Source organism: Neisseria sp. HMSC03D10, from assembly GCF_001807625.1.
Lineage (GTDB): Bacteria > Pseudomonadota > Gammaproteobacteria > Burkholderiales > Neisseriaceae > Neisseria > Neisseria mucosa.
This window is the reverse complement of sequence record NZ_KV789587.1, coordinates 15,672-31,394: the sequence shown is the minus strand read 5'-3', so window position 1 is coordinate 31,394 and position 15,723 is coordinate 15,672. Positions and strand designations below refer to the sequence as shown.

The window sequence follows — 15,723 nt, the reverse complement described above, 5'->3', positions numbered from 1 at the left end:
CATTTGTTCATGAACACGATGATGTAAGGTACGCCTACTTGGCGGGCCAACAGGATGTGTTCACGGGTTTGCGGCATAGGACCGTCGGCAGCGGAACATACCAAGATTGCGCCGTCCATTTGTGCGGCACCGGTAATCATGTTTTTAACGTAGTCGGCGTGACCCGGGCAGTCTACGTGTGCGTAGTGGCGGGTTTCGGTTTCGTATTCTACGTGTGAGGTATTGATGGTAATACCGCGGGCTTTTTCTTCGGGAGCGTTGTCGATTTGGTCGTAAGCTTTTGCAGCACCGCCGAATTTTTTAGCCAAAATAGTAGTCAAAGCAGCAGTTAGGGTGGTTTTACCATGGTCAACGTGACCGATGGTGCCAACGTTTACGTGCGGTTTGCTACGTTCAAATTTTTCCTTTGCCATGGCAAATTTCCTATCTTTAAAATACTGAGAAAATGGTATTTGGTGCCCATGGGCAGATTTGAACTGCCGGCCTCTCCCTTACCAAGGGAGTGCTCTACCCCTGAGCTACATGGGCCAATAGACTATTGGAGCGGGTGAAGGGAATCGAACCCTCACCGTAAGCTTGGAAGGCTTCTGCTCTACCATTGAGCTACACCCGCAGACTTACTGCATCAATGCTCCAACACATTGGAATTTGGTGGTGGGAGAAGGATTCGAACCTTCGAAGCTCTCGCAACAGATTTACAGTCTGCCCCCTTTGACCGCTCGGGAATCCCACCAAAAGAGAACGCAAGTTTATTCGTGACTCAGATTTTCGTCAAGTTCTTTTTTAATTTTGTTTTCTTAAAATCACTCAATTTATTGCTTTAAAAAAGAATTTATTTGAACTGAATGATTTTTTCGTATTTTGCCATCAGCTCTTCGTGCGTTTCCGGATGCTCTTCATCAATCAGGATGCAGTCCACGGGGCATACCTGCTGACATTGCGGCTCATCGTAATGGCCTACGCACTGCGTACACAAATTAGGGTTGATTTCGTAAATTTCCTCGCCTTGCGAGATGGCGTCATTAGGGCACTCCGGCTCGCAAACGTCACAGTTAATGCACTCATCTGTAATAAAGAGCGACATTTCTTTTCCTTTTTCATTTAAATTATCAAAACCGATTGGGCGCGGATTATAGCACAAACGCGTCAAAAACAATCCGTTTAGGCGAATGTTTACACCCTGGTAATGATTCTCAAATCTCTTACTATTCAGCCACTTGGACAAACTGCAAGAGCACAAAACCGCTCTTACCCGCCCGTCCTTCGCGATAAGGCTCCAGCCACTCGGGGAAATCGGGCAGCTCCCCTGCTTCAATATAGACCATTGCCCCGTTTTTCAAGCTGTTTTTCAAAGAAGCAAACAAATTTTCCCAATCCTGCCACGCAAACGGCGGATCCAAAAAGACCACATCAAACTTTTCAGACGACCTCTGCAGATACGCAAGGCCATCGGTATTGAGGATTTCCAGTTTATCCAAACCCAATGTTCTGGCGTTTTGCCGCAGCATATCGGCAGTTTTGCGATTATTATCTGCCAGCACTACCCTCTTCGCGTTACGGGACGCAGCCTCAAATCCCAACGCGCCGCTTCCGGCAAACAAATCTAACGCATTCAGACCGGTCATATCCTGACCCAGCCAATTGAAAAGTTTTTCGCGGACACTGTCAGGCGTCGGCCGCAGACCGTCCGCATCTGCAAAAACCAGTTTCCGTCCCCTGCATTGCCCGCCGATAATGCGGACTTGATTTGAATGTTTGCTGTGTTTGCTCATGATTAAAACGAATCGTCCGACAGTTTCAGACGACCTCTAAAGAATGACAAAGCAGCCATTATACCGCAGCGTTTTTTTCATTTAAGGCCGCATGAAAACAAATCGGCGCATCGTGAAATTTTATTTTTTATGATGCTAAACTTACAAAATTTTATAAATCATAAAATATTTTCTCAAATAAAAAGGTCGCTTACGTCCGCCATTAGAACTTTCCCACCGCTTTTTCAGTCTATTGGCCATAATACTTAATGAAAATATGGATGGCTGACAATGCCGCTTTGGAAAATTATTTTGGGTGTTTATATCGGCGGCGTGATTGCCTTCACCGCCCACGCCCATTTCTTTGACGAATATTACCGCCACTTGGGATTGATTCCGAACTTGGGACGCGGTCTGCTTTGGTTCGTCTTTTGCCTGCCCTTGATCGGCAAAACCGTTGCTCTGATAGTCAGTTTATTCTTTCTTGCCACACTGGTTTTTGCAAGGCGTTAAATCCTTTCTTAATAAGACTGAAAAGGTCGTCTGAAAATTTTTCAGACGACCTTTTCAGTTTGAGTTTGACGACATGAAATACTGAACTATGTTTCACCATGTAAAGTGCATTTTAAACTTAAACTAGATAAATTACATTTACTTATTTATAATGAGTATCTCTCTGTGAAATATTTATATAAGGTTATTATCATGTCAGACCTGAATCTCAGTAACAGTATATTCCAAGGTTACAACGACAAACATGGTTTAATGATTTGTGGGTATGAGTGGGGTTGGAGTAAAGCCGATGAGGCTGCTTATGTAGCAGGTGAATACAAACTCCCTGAAAACAAAATCGACCATACATTTGCCAATAAATCCCTCTATTATGGTGAGCAGGCAAAAAAGTGGCGTTACGACAATACGATAAAAAATTGGTTTGAAATGTGGGGACACCCCTTAGACGAAAATGGATTGGGCGGTGCATTTGAAAAATCCCTGGTTCAAACCAACTGGGCAGCCACTCAGGGCAACAAAATCGACAATCCAAACAAATTTCTCCAGCCCGAACACGTCGATAATTTTCTCTACCACATTGAGAAACTACGTCCTAAATTGATTCTCTTCATGGGAAGCAACCTGACAAATTATCTTAATTGCGCAAATGTATTGCCGCGCTTCGAGCAGCTTGTCGGAAAACAAACTCAACCGCTACGAGTAGTACAAAAAGATTTTAACGGTACACGTTTCAAAATCAGATTCCAATCGTTTGAAAATTGCGAAGTCGTCTGCCTGCCCCACCCTAGTGCCAGCCGCGGTCTATCTTACGATTACATAGCCTTATTTGAACCAGAAATGAACCGTATTTTATCGGACTTTAAAACGACACGCGGATTTAAATAAAACAATCACAGAAAAGCAAAGGTCGTCTGAAATTTTTTCAGACGACCTTTTCTCTTTCAAACCAACCTAATCTCACTCTTTCGGTGCAGGCGGTTCTATCTGTTCTTTCCAGCCGCATTCTTTTTGCGGGCAGACTTTTTCCACGCCCCAGCGTTTGGTGGTTTTGATGGTTAAAACCGGCCAATGGCAGTTCGGGCATTCTTCGGCGACGGGCGGGTTCCAAGTGGCGTAGTTGCAGTCGGGATAGGTGCTGCAACTGTAAAACAGTTTACCGTAGCGGGATTTGCGCTCGACGAGGTTGCCTTTTTTGCATTGCGGGCATTGGACGCCGGTATCTTTCGGTTTTTCCAGCGGCTCGACGTGTTTGCATTTAGGGTAGTTGGCGCAACCAATGAATTTGCTGCCAGTACGGCTGTATTTGTACACTAGGCGACCGCCGCATTTAGGGCATTCGCGCCCGTCAAGTTCTGCCTGTTCGGCTTCGGCTTTGGCGATGCGCTCAGCAGCTTCTTCGGCGGTTTCGTTAACGTTGCGCGTGTAGCTGCACTCGGGATAGCCGGCGCAGGCGACGAAGCGGCCCATTTTGCCGAACTTGATTTGCAGCTTGTGTTCGCCGCATTTGGGGCAGGTTTCGTCGAGTTCCTGCGTGGTGAATTTGGCGCGTTCGATGCCTTCTTTTTCTTCCACTTGTTTGATGAACGGTTTCCAGAATTTGTCCATCACGGGAATCCAGCGGCGTTTGCCGTCGGCGATTTCGTCGAGCTGGTCTTCAAGTTTGGCGGTGAAGTGGTAGTCGACGTATTGGGCAAAGTGTTCGGTCAGGAATTTGTTGACGATGTCGCCCGTATCGGTGGGCATGAAGCGTTTTTGCTCAAGGGTAACGTATTCGCGGTCTTTGAGCGTGGAGATGATGCTGGCGTAAGTCGAGGGGCGGCCGATGCCGTATTCTTCGAGGGCTTTAACCAGCGTGGCTTCGTTGTAGCGCGGCGGCGGGGTGGTGAAGTGTTGCTCGCCGTAGAGTTTGTCCACGGGCAATTTGTCGCCTTCGCTCATTTCGGGCAGTTTTTTGCTGTCTTCGCCTTCTTCATCGTCGCTGCTTTCTTCGTAAACGCTGAGGAAGCCTGCGAAGGTTTGCACTTGTCCGGTGACGCGGAATACGCCCTTGCCGACGGTAATATCGACGGTGGTTTGGTCGAATTTGGCGGGCGTCATCTGACAGGCGACGGTGCGCTGCCAAATCATTTGATAGAGTTTGAACTGGTCTGCGCTCAGGAAGGGTTTGACGCTTTCGGGCGTGCGGTACACGGAAGTCGGACGGATGGCTTCGTGCGCTTCTTGGGCGTTTTTGGATTTGGTTTTGTATTGTTTGGCGGCACTCGGCAGATATTCTTTGCCGATTTTGTTTTCGATGTAATGGCGGATTTCAGTTAACGCTTCATCGGCCAAATTCACGCTGTCGGTACGCATATAGGTAATCAGACCGATGGCGCCCTGCCCTACGTCTATACCTTCGTAAAGCTGCTGGGCGGTACGCATGGTGCGGTCGGTGGTGAAGCCGAGTTTGCGCACGGCATCCTGCTGCATGGTGGATGTGGTGAACGGCGCGGCGGGATTGCGGCTGCGCTTTTTCTTTTCGATGGCGGTAACGACGGCTTCTTTGCCTTCGAGTTCTTTCAACACGTCGGCTTGCGCGGCTTCGTTCGGCAGGTCGAATTGTTCGAGTTTCGCGCCGTTGTATTGGGCGAGTTTGGCGGTGAACTTGCTGCGGCCTTTGTGGCTGTCGAGATGCACCGTCCAATATTCCTGCGCTTCAAACGCGCGGATTTCGTTTTCGCGTTCGCAAATCAGGCGCAGGGCGGGGCTTTGTACACGGCCCGCGCTTAAACCGCGGCGGATTTTTTTCCACAACAATGGTGAGAGGTTGAAACCGACCAGATAGTCCAGCGCGCGGCGGGCTTGTTGCGCATCGACCAAGTCCATTTCGATTTCGCGCGGGTTGGCGACGGCGTCGAGGACGGCGTTTTTGGTGATTTCGTGGAACACGACACGCTGCGGCTTGATGTTTTTCAGGCCGCGTTTGGATTTGAGGATTTCAAAAAGATGCCAGGAAATCGCTTCGCCTTCCCTATCCGGGTCGGTTGCGAGGTAGATGTTTTCGGCTTCTTTGGCTCCCGCGACAATCGCATCGACGTGTTTGGCGTTGCGTTTGATCAGCTCGTATTTCATGGCGAAGTCGTGTTCGGGATCGACGGCACCGTTTTTGGGGACGAGGTCGCGGACGTGGCCGTAGGAGGCCAGAATTTCGAAATCGCCGCCAAGATATTTTTTCAGGGTTTTGGCTTTGGACGGTGATTCGACGATTAAGAGGTTTTTCGCCATTGTTTGTTCTCTTTTAATGTATTGGATGATGCGTTTCAGACGACCTTTCTGAACAAGCTGCGTCAAAAGGTCGTCTGAAAAGGTTTAATGCATGGTCGCTTTGCCGTTGAGCGCGCCCATCAGATCGTCGCCGATTAAGACGGGCAATTCGCTTTTGTGCGCCCACAACAAGAGCAACACCAGCACTTTCGCCGTATCGAGCGTGATTTCTTCGGGCGGGATGTGCATCAGGGCGTGGATGACGATTTCGCGCTGCTCATAAGTGATGGCGCGTTCGGCAACCAGATACTGCATCAGCCCCATGACTTCCTGCGGCAGGTTTTCCACTTCCTCGTTGCAATACACGCGCAGGGCATGGCTGTCGAACGGCGCAGCGGCGAATTCGGACGTGTTGAACAACACTTCCATCATCATCAGCGTATTGCCGATTTCCGTTACGTCAAAACCCGCATCTTCCAACAGGCGGCCCAAATCCTCCGGCGGCGGGCAGTTGTCGAAATCTTGGAAGTGTTCGATGAGATAGGCGATGACTTCTGTCATGCTGGTTCCTTAATGAATGAATCAATTATGCTTTTATGCGCTGGTAGCGTCCGCCCGGCAAGGCAGCGACGATGCCGTCGAGTTCGTATTCCAGCAGTCGGGCGTAAACGTCTGCCGCCGCCCATGCGGTTTGCTGCGCCAATATATCGGGATGCACGGGGTCGTAACCCATGGCGTCCAGCAGCTCGTCTTCCGCTGTCGGCGCGGCAACCGTATTGGTTTGCGCCGGCTGTTTTCGGACATGAAGGTCGTCTGAAAACGGCAAAACAGGTTCAGACGACGTCTCTCTAACGGCAGTGCGTTTTTCCGTTTTTTTGTTTTTCTTATTTATAGAATATGATGGAACTGCCGCATTTTGCAATAGCCCCGGACATTCGTGAAGGATGTCGTCCAAACATTCCACCAATTTCGCGCCGTCTTTAATCAGCTTGTGGCAGCCTTTGCTGTGCGGATTGTCTATCGAACCGGGCACCGCCATCACCTCCCGCCCCATCTCCGCCGCCAGCTTGGCGGTAATCAGCGAACCGGATTCCAAGGCGGCCTCGACCACCAGCGTAACCTGCGACAACGCGGCAATCAGGCGGTTGCGGCGCGGGAAGTTGCCCGCAAACGGCCGCGTATCCAAAGGAAACTCGCTGACAATCAATCCTTTTTCAGCGATTTCATAGGCAAGGTTTTTATTGGACGGCGGGTAAATGCGGTCTATGCCCGTCCCCCATACGGCGATGGTGCCGCCGCCTGCCTGCAATGCGCCTTGGTGGGCGGCGGTGTCGATACCCGAAGCCATACCCGACACGACGGGAATATCCTGCTCACTCAACGCCCTGCCGAAATCTTTGGCAATCCGCATCGCCTGCGGCGTGGCATGGCGGCTGCCGACAATGGCGGCGGAAGGCTTGTGCAGCAGTTGCACGTTACCGCGTAAGAACAAAACCGGCGGCGCGGTAATGCCCTGCGTCAGCATTTCGGGAAAATCATCATCTTGCAGCAGCAACAAACGGCAGCCGTCCTGCTTTTCCCATTGCAATGCCGCTTCCGCAGCCTTTTGCGCCAACGCCCGTTTTTCGCCGTTGCGCCAAGATTCGGCTGCCTGCTTGTGGCGCACTATCGTGGCGATTTGCTCCGCAGGAGCATCCAGCGCAGCTTTCGCGCTGCCGAAACGTTGCAGCAGGAGCAAGAAGCCCTCCGCGCCGACATAAGGCGTAAACGCCAGTTGCAGCCAGGCAAGGCGGTCGTTTTCCGTCATCAATTGTGTCCCCTTGTTGTTTTCAGACGACCTTTGTTCGGGAGGTCGTCTGAAAACGGATAAATGTCAGTATTTAACGATAAAGCCGGCGAACTTTAAACCGATACGGCGTTCCCGCACCTGATTCCGGTTCCGTACCTGTTCACCGTCATGCGGATGCTGCCAAACAGCCGGCAGCCCGTTAGTAACTTTTGTAATATTTTTATATTCTACACGATACGGTAGAAAAATCTGTCATTTGAATGGTTGTCGCCCATTGCGTCAAAAGTGAGTTGGTTATTCGACAAAAACGGGCGGCTTCATGGCAAACAAGGTCGTCTGAAAACATACCGCGGCGTACCGTATGCTTTCAGACGACCTTTTATCCTAACTACCGCCCTACTCTTCTGCTTTTTCCGCTGCGCTGCGGCGGGAAACGCTGATGCCTAATTGTTTGAGTTTGCGGTAGAGGTGCGTGCGCTCCAGGCCGACTTTTTGGGCGACGCGGCTCATGTTTTGCCCTTCTTGGGCGATGTGGTACTCGAAATAGCGGCGCTCCAATTCTTCACGCAGTTCGCGCAAAGGCATATTGAAGTTGAAACCGCCGACGATTTCGGTGGCGACTGTCGCCCGTTTTTGTCCCAATGCGGCAACGACCGCCTGCTCGTGGACTTCTTGTCCGTCCGCTTCCAGCATCAGGTTTTTCACGACGCTGCGGAGCTGGTCGAAATTGCCCGGCCAGTTGTATTGGCACAGGACGGTCAGCGAGCCGTTGCTGAATTTGACGGGCTGGATTTTTTCGCTGTCCGCCAATTCGGTCATGACTTGGTTGACCAAGAAGGCGATGTCTTCGGATTGGCTGCGCAACGGCGGGATGCTGATGACGTTGCCGGAGAGCAGTTCGGACAACTTGGCATCGTCGATGGCGTCTGCCGGGCTTTCATCGGCGGCGTGGCTGCCGGCGACGATGACGCGCACATTGTAACGGTCTGCCTTGCCGAGGATGAAGCTGATGCCGTTTTGGATGTTTTTGCTGTACTGCGCGGCATCACCGAGATAGAGCGTGCCGCCCGATGCTTTTTGCAGCAGCTCCAATGGCGCATCGGCAATGAGTTCGACGCGGCTGAGTCCGACCCAAGGCGTGCCGCTTTTGTGGAAATAACGGGCAACGATTTCAAACGGCGAACCGGTTTCGCCGCTGAGCAGCACGGGTCCGCTTTTTTTCACGGCAGGCTCAAGTTGTTGCTTGAATTCTTGAATGGCGGGGCTGTTGCCGAGTTTGTCGAAGGACAAGCCCGCCGCCATCTGCATTTCGCCGTGTTTGAGGGCGCGGTCGACGGTAGAGAGCAGCTTTTGCAGGGCAATCGGTTTTTCCAGAAAATCGAGCGCGCCGATTTTGGTGGCTTCGACGGCGGTGTCGATGCTGGCGTGTCCGCTCATCATCACCACGGGCATGTTGAGCTGTCCGTTTTTCGCCCACTCTTTGAGCAGGGTAATCCCGTCGCAGTCGGGCATCCAGATGTCCAACAACACCATGGCGGGACGGGTCTGGTGGCGCAGTTGGCGCGCCTCTTCGGCGTTCTCCGCCAAAGCCACGGAATAACCTTCGTCTTGGAGGATTTCCGAGAGCAAGTCGCGGATACCTACTTCGTCATCTACAATTAAAATATCACTGCTACGCATAAGTTTCTACCAATCGGGGTAAGGCTATTTTCACACACGCGCCGCCTTCGTTCTGATTGCTCAGGCTGATGCGGCCGCCGTGCTCTTCGATGATTTTCTTCACAACGGGCAATCCCAGTCCCGTACCTGTCGGCTTGTCGGTAACATACGGCTCGAAGGCATTATGCAGCATTTCCTTGCTGAAACCTTTGCCGTTGTTACAAACGGTCAATAAAACCTGTCCGTCGTTATCTTCACCGACGCTGACATTCACTTGCGGAACTTCCGCCTCTTCCGCCGCCTCCGCTGCGTTTTTGAAAATATTGTGCAACACCTGCCGCATGGCGGTGGTATCGGCGGAAATCGGCTGCGGTTTGTCGGACAAGTTTGGAACAAAGCGGCACGCCCCGCCCTCGTACAGCAGCAACACTTCTTCAACCAAGCGGTTCAAATCGTGTTTTTCAAAATTCAGCGACGGGGCGCGGGCGTAATTGCGGAAGGCTTCGACCATTTCTTTCAATGCCGCCACCTGCTTGACGATGGTGTCGGTCGAACGGCTGAGGATTTGGGCGTGTTGTTCGTCCAATTTATCATGCAATTTCCATGCCAATCTCTCGGCGGAAAGTTGGATAGGCGTGAGCGGATTGCGGATTTCGTGCGCCAACCGTTTCGCCACTTCGCCCCATGCGGCTTCTTTTTGGGCGCGGATGAGGACGGTGATGTCGTCGATCACCATTACCACGCCGTTGTCGTTGTCGTCGGGCAGGATGGTGGCTTTACCCAAAAGAATCCGCGCATCGTCGGGGGCGGCGTATTCGACTTGGACGGGCTTGGCGGCATTGGCGGTTTCTTCAATGGCGGCAAACACTTCGGCAAGCAGGGTCTGCTGCGGCGATTGTCCGCGCCAGTCGTGCCAGTTGCTGCCCCACAGCGGCACCAATTCAATGCCCAAAATCCGTTCGGCGGCTTTGTTGAAGGTTTTCAGACGACCTTCGGCATCCAAAGTAATCACGCCCGTGGTCAGGCTTTCCAACACGCATTCGAGATAGTGGCGCGCCGCTTCTTCGCGCAGGCGGTTGTTCTCGTCGGCTTCTTTGGCGATGGCAAGCTGTTCGGTCATGTGGTTGAACAACTGGGTCAACCTGCCGAATTCATCATTGCGGAACACGGGGCGTTTCTGGCTGAAATCGCCCTGCGCCACCGCCCTTGCACCTTCTGCCAACGACAATACCGGCTCGACGAAGCGGCGGGCGAAATACAGCGCCATCACCAAGGCAAGGAAAATCGCCAACAGCGCGGCAACCAGCAAAGTCGCCAAAAAGAAGGTTTGCAGGCCTTGTTTGGTGTAGCTCAATTCGGCGTATTTCGCCCGCGCCGCTTCAATCAGTGTCGCGTCTTGCGCCACATCCTGCGGGATGGGCTGACGGAAAAACAAGGCATAATCGCGTCCGTTGTGCGCGCCGATCAGCATCCAGCCTTGCGCGTACAAGACGTTTTCTATGTTTTCCAAACTGCGTATCGAGCCGGTCTGCTCCAGCTTCTCCCATCCCTCTTTGTCGAGTTCGGGCTGGTTTAGTTTCAGCGGATTGACACTTTTCTCGGTTTTGTGGGTTTTGACGTCGTAGAGCGAAAGCTGGGTAAAGCCGCCCGATTTGGCGGCATTTTTCAGCGCCTTGCCCAAATCGCCGTCCACAGACGCGGTGCTGATCAGGTCGATTTGCACCGGCGTGGCGTTGCTGACAGCGTTGTCCACTGCCAGATTCAGCGCGGATTTGCTCAAGTTCAGGCTGCGTTCGAGGGCTTCGTGGGTATCGTTGCCGAACCACGAATTAATCGTGCCGTTGATGAACTGCGCGGAAATGCCAAACAGGAACACGCCCGGCAATACCGCCACCAGCGTAAACATCCCCGACAGCCGCCGCGCAATCTGCGAACCGAACACGCCCTTGCTTTTGTCGCGCATGAGGAGCAGGACGTAGCGCGTCAAAACCGATGCCAACACCAGCATCAGCAGCGCACACAGGGCGATAATCCACCAGAAATATTCCGCCAGCGGGCTGGTGCTGCCCGTTGCAATGGTCAGTCCGTAGAGCAGTCCCACTGCCGCCAACACGGCAATCAGGAGAAAGCGGCGCATGGTTTACTCCTGAGAGATGGTTAGCGACTTCCAGCCGGAATCCAAGTGCCAGTTTTTAGAAGTCAATGCGTTGATTTGGAAGGGTTTGGGCAGCTTCGCCGTCGAGAGCAGCAGGCGGATTTCGGCTTGTGTGTCTTTCGCTGCAACGCCGCTTAACGCGCCTTTGGACAGCACTTTCCAGTTGGCGACCGCCCCTACGCCGCGCAAGGCGGTCTCGAGCGTGTCGTATTCGGTGGAAAACGTGCCGACGGTTATGCGGTAGCGGTTGGTCAGCGGATGGAAGGAAAGTTTGTAGTGGATGGTGTTGTCGCTGTTGAGCAGCTGGTCAAACTTGAAGCGGTAAGACGGCATGGAAGGCGCAGAAAGCTGCCAGCTCAAAGTGAAATTCAGCGGCACGCCCTGCCGGAGTGCCTGTTTGAGCTGGTCGGGCAAATCGGTGCGGAAACGGCTGCTGACGGAAAGCTGTCCGGTCTCGGTCAGCTTCGCCTCGGAGCGGGTCACGCTGATGCCCTCCGCCGCCGCATTCAGCGACAGGGCGAGCAACAGCGTTCCAAACAGCCGTTTACTGCTTTTTGATAAGCGCGTAATAAAAGCCATCTTGATGTTTGTTCGGTAAAAGCACACGCGATTCGATCAGCTCGGCATCGGCGTGGCGGTTGAGGAATTTTTGCAACTGAACGTCGTTTTCTTCGACGAACACCGAGCAGGTGGCAAGCAGCATTCTGCCGTTTTTCGTCAGGGTTTGCCAAAGCGCGTCCAGCAATGCCTCCTGCTGACGGGCGGTTTTGGCGGCATCGGTCGGACGGCGCAGCCATTTCACGTCGGGATTGCGCCGCGCCACACCCGAAGCGGTACACGGCACGTCGGCAAGGATGGCGTCGAAAGGCTTTCCATCATACCACGCCGCCAAGTCCTGCGCATCGGCGCAAGCCAGAGCGGTCGTCTGAAACCCCAAGCGGTCGAGATTGTCCTTCACCCTTTTCAGACGACCTTCGTCTATATCCAAAGCGGTAACATGACAATCCGCCAGTTCCAACATATGCCCCGTCTTCCCGCCCGGCGCGGCGCACGCGTCCAAAATCCGTTCGCCGTCTTTAGGGTTTAACAGATACGCCGCCTGCTGCGCGCCGAAATCCTGCACCGACACCAGCCCTTCGACAAAACCGGGCAGGCGGTTCACCGGCACGGCTTCTTCCAACGTAACCGCATATTCGTCCAACGCCTTAGCCGCAATACCTTCCGCCGCCAGCTTTTCCAAATACGATTCGGCATTGCCGTGGCGTCGGTTGACCCGCAGCGTCATCGGCGGATGCGATTGCAGCGCAGTGGTGATGTTGTGCCAATGTTTCGGATAATGGTTTTTCAGGTATGCCACCCACCACAGCGGCAGGTTGTGTTTCGCCACATCGTCTTTTTTGCACGAAGCCGCAAGCTTGTCGCGTTCGCGCAAAAAACGCCGCAAAATCGCGTTGGCAAACGAACGGTACTGCCCGCGCCCGATTTTCGCGATACTCTCGACCGCCTCATTGACCACGGCATGAGGCGCGTTGCGCGTGTAATGCAGTTGGTACATCGCCGCCAAAAGCAGGCTTTCAAGCTGCGGATTGTCAATCGGCTTTTTCAGCATCTGCGCGAGCATATGTTTCAAGCTGCCCAGATAACGCTGGCAGCCGTAGGCGATATCTTGCAGCGCGCCGTTTTCCTGCGCCGTCAGCTCGGGATGCGTCGCGCGGATTTGCGCCAACACATCCTGAAGGTTGCGCCCTTCGGCGACCGCCGCAATGCTGTCGGCGGCGAGTTTTTGGGCGAGGGACATACTCATAAATTCAATTCCTTAAATACCTGCTTCGGTTCGATTTGTTCGTTAAAAATGTAAACGCCTTACAATCGGTTCGGACGCTGTTCGGAGCAAGATTCAAATTGTGTTAATCCGATTGCCCGCTCATGACAATATCCATATAGTCCGTTCTTTTCAACACACATAAGGATTCATCATGAATTTACGCTTCCTCTCCCTGCTTGCCGTTTCCGCCGCACTCGTTTCCGGCAGCCTGACCGCCGCGGCGGCACCGCACAAACATTCCCGCGCCATCTCCCAAGCGCAAGCCGTCAAAATCGCCAAGAAACGCGTCGGCGGCGGCCGCGTTACCGACATCGACCACAGCGACGGACGCTGGGAAATCGAAATCCGCAGAGGCTGTACCGAATACGATGTGGACGTTTCCTCACAAAGCGGCCGCGTCATCAAAGTGGACACCGACAACCACTGCGACGATTAATCGATTTTTGATTAATGGACTCTTAATGAGAAGCCGGACTGCCTGCCCGGCTTGTCTGTTTTCAGACGACCTCAAGCTTGCCCGAGGTCGTCTGAAAACATTTAATCTGCCGTTTTGCCTGATTCGGGACTTTCAGACGACCGCCCCGTCCCGTTCCAACAATGCCCGATAGCGTTCGGCATCCTGCGGCGAATAGCAACAGAAAACGATTTTTTCGACAGACGGACACTGCGGCAAGGTTTTTTTCAAAATCGCCAAAGCGGTTTCGGCAGCCAAGTCGGCGGGGAAACGGTACACGCCCGTGCTGATACAGGGGAAGGCGATGCTGCGGATGCCGTGTTCTTGCGCCAACAGCAGGGAATTTTGATACGCCTCCGCCAGCTTGACCGCTTCGCTGCGGTGTCCGCCGAACCAAACCGGCCCGACGGTGTGAATTACAAATTTCGCCGGCAGCCGGTAGCCTTGGGTGATTTTCGCCTCGCCCGTGCGGCAGCCGTTCAACTTTTTGCACGCTTCCAGCAACTCCCGTCCCGCCGCGCGGTGAATCGCGCCGTCCACGCCTCCGCCGCCCAACAACGAGGCATTGGCGGCGTTCACGATGGCATCGACTTCAAGTTTCGTAATATCGCCTTCGACTACTTCAAACACTGCCATGATCTGCTCCTAAACGTGGGGAATCTTGTCGTCAGTTCAACAAAACCAAACGTTTCCCTGCCGATATTTTCAGACGACCTCTGAATCATTCAAAGAAAGGTCGTCTGAAAATTAATCAGTCTGCAAACGGCTTCTACAAAACCGTCCCAACCTCAATCTTATGCCCTGCCGCAAATGCCGCAATCGGCATCCGTTTGCTGCCCGAAGGCTGCAATTCGGTAATCTTCAGCGCGTTCTCGCCGCAAGCAACGATTAAACCGTCTGCCGAGCAAGACAGCACTTCGCCCGCCCTGCCTTGTTGCGCTACCGCTTCCGCCCGCCAGATTTTCATCGGCTTGCCTTGATATTCCACCCATGCAGCGGGGACGGGGTTGAAGGCGCGGATTTTGCGTTCAATCACTGCCGCGCTTTCGTTCCAATCGACACGCGCTTCTTCTTTGCTTAATTTTTGTGCATAAGTCACACCTTCTTCGGGCTGTTTGACGCTTTTCAGACGACCCTCCGCCTTTAATTGTTGCAAATCAGCAACAATCGCTTCCGCACCGAGATTCATCAGCGCGTCGTGTACTTCGTTGGCGGTATCGGTTGGTTGAATGGCGTAACGGTGTTCGCTGACCACATCGCCGGTGTCCAAACCGATGTCCATCTGCATGATGCACACGCCCGTCTCGGCATCGCCCGCTTCAATCGCGCGCTGAATTGGCGCCGCGCCGCGCCAACGGGGCAGCAGCGAGGCGTGGATGTTGAGGCAGCCGTGTTTCGGCGTATCCAACACGTCTTGCGGCAGAATCAGTCCGTAGGCGGCAACGACCATTACGTCGGCCTCGACCTCTTTGAGCATTTGCAGGGCTTCGGCGTTGTTGCGCAGTTTTTCAGGCTGCGCCACGCGCAAACCCAATTCCAATGCGGCTTGCTTCACGGGAGACGGGGCAAGCTGCATCCCGCGTCCTTTGGGGCGGTCGGGCTGGGTCAACACCAGCGGGATTTCAAAACCGGCGGCGGCTATGGCTTTTAAGGCGGCAGCAGCAAAATCGGGCGTACCGGCAAAGATGACTTTCATGGGGAAACTCCTTGGAAATGGGTTTCAGACGACTTATAGTGGATTAACTTTAAACCAGTACGGCGTTGCCTCGCCGTACTATCTGTACTGTCTGCGGCTTCGTCGCCTTGTCCTGATTTGAATTTAATCCACTATAAATTGTGGTATTTTAGAGAGTTTAAACTCGATTAGCCTTTGAAGCTGAGGATAAGAAAAACGACCGATACGCTGTACCGGTCGTTTTTTACGAATGCCTGCTAAATTAGAACCAAGCTTTGATCAAAGCGGCAGTACCTGCGATACCGCCAATCAAGCCGACTGCATTGGCTGCGGTACCCATTGCGCCGTTGACTTGGTCACGTTTGTTGGCGCGTTTCTCACGTTCCAGTGCCAGCTCTTCAGAAACGTTTGCACGTTGGCGACGGTGTTGTTCCAGTTCTGCGCGGGAAAGTTGAGCAGAGGCACGGTTACGGCCTGCTTTGATGGCTGCGGAATCGTCACCGATAGCCAAGTCACCTACGGAGCTTCCTTGAGTAGCGCAACCTGTTACTACCAAAGAAGAAAGAAGCAGGGCAGCAATTGTTTTTTTCATAATTTTTACCTAGTAAAAAAATTAAGCGGATGTATTAGACCTCTTGCGAAAATATTCATCCCATCGC

At 53.0% G+C, this 15,723-nt stretch carries 16 protein-coding genes, 3 tRNA genes and 1 pseudogene; 3 read left to right on the top strand and 17 right to left on the bottom strand.

The genetic code is table 11. From position 1 onward, the window contains the following. From HMPREF3066_RS09215 to rsmD, 6 genes are all read right to left on the bottom strand, one after another. A partial coding sequence (locus tag HMPREF3066_RS09215; protein ID WP_083286415.1) for a GTP-binding protein occupies positions 1-413 on the bottom strand: 413 nt, incomplete at its 3' end. A 40-nt stretch (positions 414-453) separates the two neighbouring features. Then, positions 454-528, bottom strand: a tRNA-Thr gene (locus tag HMPREF3066_RS09210). A gap of 11 nt (positions 529-539) precedes the next feature. Beyond that, positions 540-613: transfer RNA gene (locus HMPREF3066_RS09205), tRNA-Gly, on the bottom strand. 36 nt (positions 614-649) lie between these two features. Then, positions 650-733, bottom strand: a tRNA-Tyr gene (locus tag HMPREF3066_RS09200). Between the two features lie 99 nt (positions 734-832). After that, positions 833-1,084 carry a YfhL family 4Fe-4S dicluster ferredoxin gene (locus HMPREF3066_RS09195; protein WP_003679513.1) on the bottom strand — a complete coding sequence of 84 codons (252 nt, stop codon included), beginning with the start codon at positions 1,082-1,084 and terminating at the stop codon, positions 833-835. 121 nt (positions 1,085-1,205) lie between these two features. Next, positions 1,206-1,772, bottom strand: coding sequence for a 16S rRNA (guanine(966)-N(2))-methyltransferase RsmD (gene rsmD, locus HMPREF3066_RS09190; RefSeq protein WP_070442376.1), 567 nt, complete (start codon positions 1,770-1,772; stop codon positions 1,206-1,208). A 270-nt stretch (positions 1,773-2,042) separates the two neighbouring features. Between rsmD and HMPREF3066_RS09185 the strand changes: the two genes are divergently transcribed. Both HMPREF3066_RS09185 and HMPREF3066_RS09180 read left to right on the top strand, forming a co-directional pair. Continuing rightward, complete coding sequence (locus HMPREF3066_RS09185) at positions 2,043-2,264, top strand: hypothetical protein (protein WP_003742639.1); 222 nt, start codon at positions 2,043-2,045, stop codon at positions 2,262-2,264. Positions 2,265-2,453: 189 nt separating this feature from the next. Then, complete coding sequence (locus HMPREF3066_RS09180; RefSeq protein WP_141743210.1) at positions 2,454-3,149, top strand: hypothetical protein; 696 nt, start codon at positions 2,454-2,456, stop codon at positions 3,147-3,149. Between the two features lie 72 nt (positions 3,150-3,221). Here the strand turns inward: HMPREF3066_RS09180 and topA are convergent, their stop codons facing one another. From topA to rsmB, 7 genes are all read right to left on the bottom strand, one after another. After that, complete coding sequence (gene topA / locus HMPREF3066_RS09175) at positions 3,222-5,528, bottom strand: type I DNA topoisomerase (protein WP_009312695.1); 2,307 nt, start codon at positions 5,526-5,528, stop codon at positions 3,222-3,224. Positions 5,529-5,612: 84 nt separating this feature from the next. Continuing rightward, positions 5,613-6,068: a Smg family protein gene (locus HMPREF3066_RS09170; RefSeq protein ID WP_003742632.1), complete on the bottom strand. Its 456-nt coding sequence runs from the start codon at positions 6,066-6,068 to the stop codon at positions 5,613-5,615. A gap of 25 nt (positions 6,069-6,093) precedes the next feature. Further along, on the bottom strand, positions 6,094-7,314 hold the full coding sequence (gene dprA, locus HMPREF3066_RS09165; protein WP_070442370.1) for a DNA-processing protein DprA: 1,221 nt from the start codon (positions 7,312-7,314) through the stop codon (positions 6,094-6,096). 378 nt (positions 7,315-7,692) lie between these two features. Further along, positions 7,693-8,976, bottom strand: coding sequence for a sigma-54-dependent transcriptional regulator (locus HMPREF3066_RS09160; protein WP_070442368.1), 1,284 nt, complete (start codon positions 8,974-8,976; stop codon positions 7,693-7,695). After that, positions 8,969-11,092: a sensor histidine kinase gene (locus tag HMPREF3066_RS09155; RefSeq protein ID WP_003760528.1), complete on the bottom strand. Its 2,124-nt coding sequence runs from the start codon at positions 11,090-11,092 to the stop codon at positions 8,969-8,971. Before HMPREF3066_RS09155 ends, HMPREF3066_RS09160 begins: the two co-directional genes overlap by 8 nt. 3 nt (positions 11,093-11,095) lie before the next feature. Then, positions 11,096-11,689, bottom strand: a complete 594-nt coding sequence (locus HMPREF3066_RS09150; RefSeq protein WP_003742625.1) for a DUF4390 domain-containing protein — start codon at positions 11,687-11,689, stop codon at positions 11,096-11,098. Further along, a complete protein-coding gene (gene rsmB / locus HMPREF3066_RS09145; protein ID WP_070442365.1) occupies positions 11,655-12,914 on the bottom strand; it encodes a 16S rRNA (cytosine(967)-C(5))-methyltransferase RsmB in 1,260 nt (419 codons plus the stop codon). Before rsmB ends, HMPREF3066_RS09150 begins: the two co-directional genes overlap by 35 nt. A gap of 172 nt (positions 12,915-13,086) precedes the next feature. Here rsmB and HMPREF3066_RS09140 point away from each other — a divergent pair, with 172 nt between their 5' ends. Then, on the top strand, positions 13,087-13,371 hold the full coding sequence (locus HMPREF3066_RS09140; RefSeq protein ID WP_019271681.1) for a PepSY domain-containing protein: 285 nt from the start codon (positions 13,087-13,089) through the stop codon (positions 13,369-13,371). A gap of 132 nt (positions 13,372-13,503) precedes the next feature. Here the strand turns inward: HMPREF3066_RS09140 and HMPREF3066_RS09135 are convergent, their stop codons facing one another. The 4 genes and pseudogenes from HMPREF3066_RS09135 to HMPREF3066_RS09125 all read right to left on the bottom strand — a co-directional run bounded on the left by HMPREF3066_RS09135 (position 13,504) and on the right by HMPREF3066_RS09125 (position 15,656). After that, entirely contained in the window at positions 13,504-14,025 is a 522-nt protein-coding gene (locus HMPREF3066_RS09135) for an O-acetyl-ADP-ribose deacetylase (RefSeq protein ID WP_070442362.1), read from the bottom strand. 133 nt (positions 14,026-14,158) lie between these two features. After that, positions 14,159-15,085, bottom strand: coding sequence for a methionyl-tRNA formyltransferase (fmt, locus tag HMPREF3066_RS09130; RefSeq protein WP_070442359.1), 927 nt, complete (start codon positions 15,083-15,085; stop codon positions 14,159-14,161). Between the two features lie 36 nt (positions 15,086-15,121). Then, a pseudogene (locus HMPREF3066_RS13395) lies at positions 15,122-15,227 on the bottom strand (IS5/IS1182 family transposase); the annotation flags it as partial. A 99-nt stretch (positions 15,228-15,326) separates the two neighbouring features. Next, positions 15,327-15,656, bottom strand: coding sequence for an NGK_0946 family protein (locus HMPREF3066_RS09125; RefSeq protein ID WP_070442356.1), 330 nt, complete (start codon positions 15,654-15,656; stop codon positions 15,327-15,329). Between the last annotated feature and the right edge of the window lie 67 nt (positions 15,657-15,723).

Excerpts from the sequence above, each read along its gene's own strand:
- rsmD (WP_070442376.1), bottom strand. The coding sequence starts at position 1,772 with ATGAGCAAACACAGCAAACATTCAAATCAAGTCCGCATTATCGGCGGG.
- HMPREF3066_RS09160 (WP_070442368.1), bottom strand. The coding sequence starts at position 8,976 with ATGCGTAGCAGTGATATTTTAATTGTAGATGACGAAGTAGGTATCCGC.
- HMPREF3066_RS09155 (WP_003760528.1), bottom strand. The coding sequence starts at position 11,092 with ATGCGCCGCTTTCTCCTGATTGCCGTGTTGGCGGCAGTGGGACTGCTC.
- rsmB (WP_070442365.1), bottom strand. The coding sequence starts at position 12,914 with ATGAGTATGTCCCTCGCCCAAAAACTCGCCGCCGACAGCATTGCGGCG.
- fmt (WP_070442359.1), bottom strand. The coding sequence starts at position 15,085 with ATGAAAGTCATCTTTGCCGGTACGCCCGATTTTGCTGCTGCCGCCTTA.
- dprA (WP_070442370.1), bottom strand. The coding sequence starts at position 7,314 with ATGACGGAAAACGACCGCCTTGCCTGGCTGCAACTGGCGTTTACGCCT.
- HMPREF3066_RS09195 (WP_003679513.1), bottom strand. The coding sequence starts at position 1,084 with ATGTCGCTCTTTATTACAGATGAGTGCATTAACTGTGACGTTTGCGAG.
- HMPREF3066_RS09185 (WP_003742639.1), top strand. The coding sequence starts at position 2,043 with ATGCCGCTTTGGAAAATTATTTTGGGTGTTTATATCGGCGGCGTGATT.
- HMPREF3066_RS09150 (WP_003742625.1), bottom strand. The coding sequence starts at position 11,689 with ATGGCTTTTATTACGCGCTTATCAAAAAGCAGTAAACGGCTGTTTGGA.
- HMPREF3066_RS09170 (WP_003742632.1), bottom strand. The coding sequence starts at position 6,068 with ATGACAGAAGTCATCGCCTATCTCATCGAACACTTCCAAGATTTCGAC.
- topA (WP_009312695.1), bottom strand. The coding sequence starts at position 5,528 with ATGGCGAAAAACCTCTTAATCGTCGAATCACCGTCCAAAGCCAAAACC.
- HMPREF3066_RS09140 (WP_019271681.1), top strand. The coding sequence starts at position 13,087 with ATGAATTTACGCTTCCTCTCCCTGCTTGCCGTTTCCGCCGCACTCGTT.
- HMPREF3066_RS09135 (WP_070442362.1), bottom strand. The coding sequence starts at position 14,025 with ATGGCAGTGTTTGAAGTAGTCGAAGGCGATATTACGAAACTTGAAGTC.
- HMPREF3066_RS09125 (WP_070442356.1), bottom strand. The coding sequence starts at position 15,656 with ATGAAAAAAACAATTGCTGCCCTGCTTCTTTCTTCTTTGGTAGTAACA.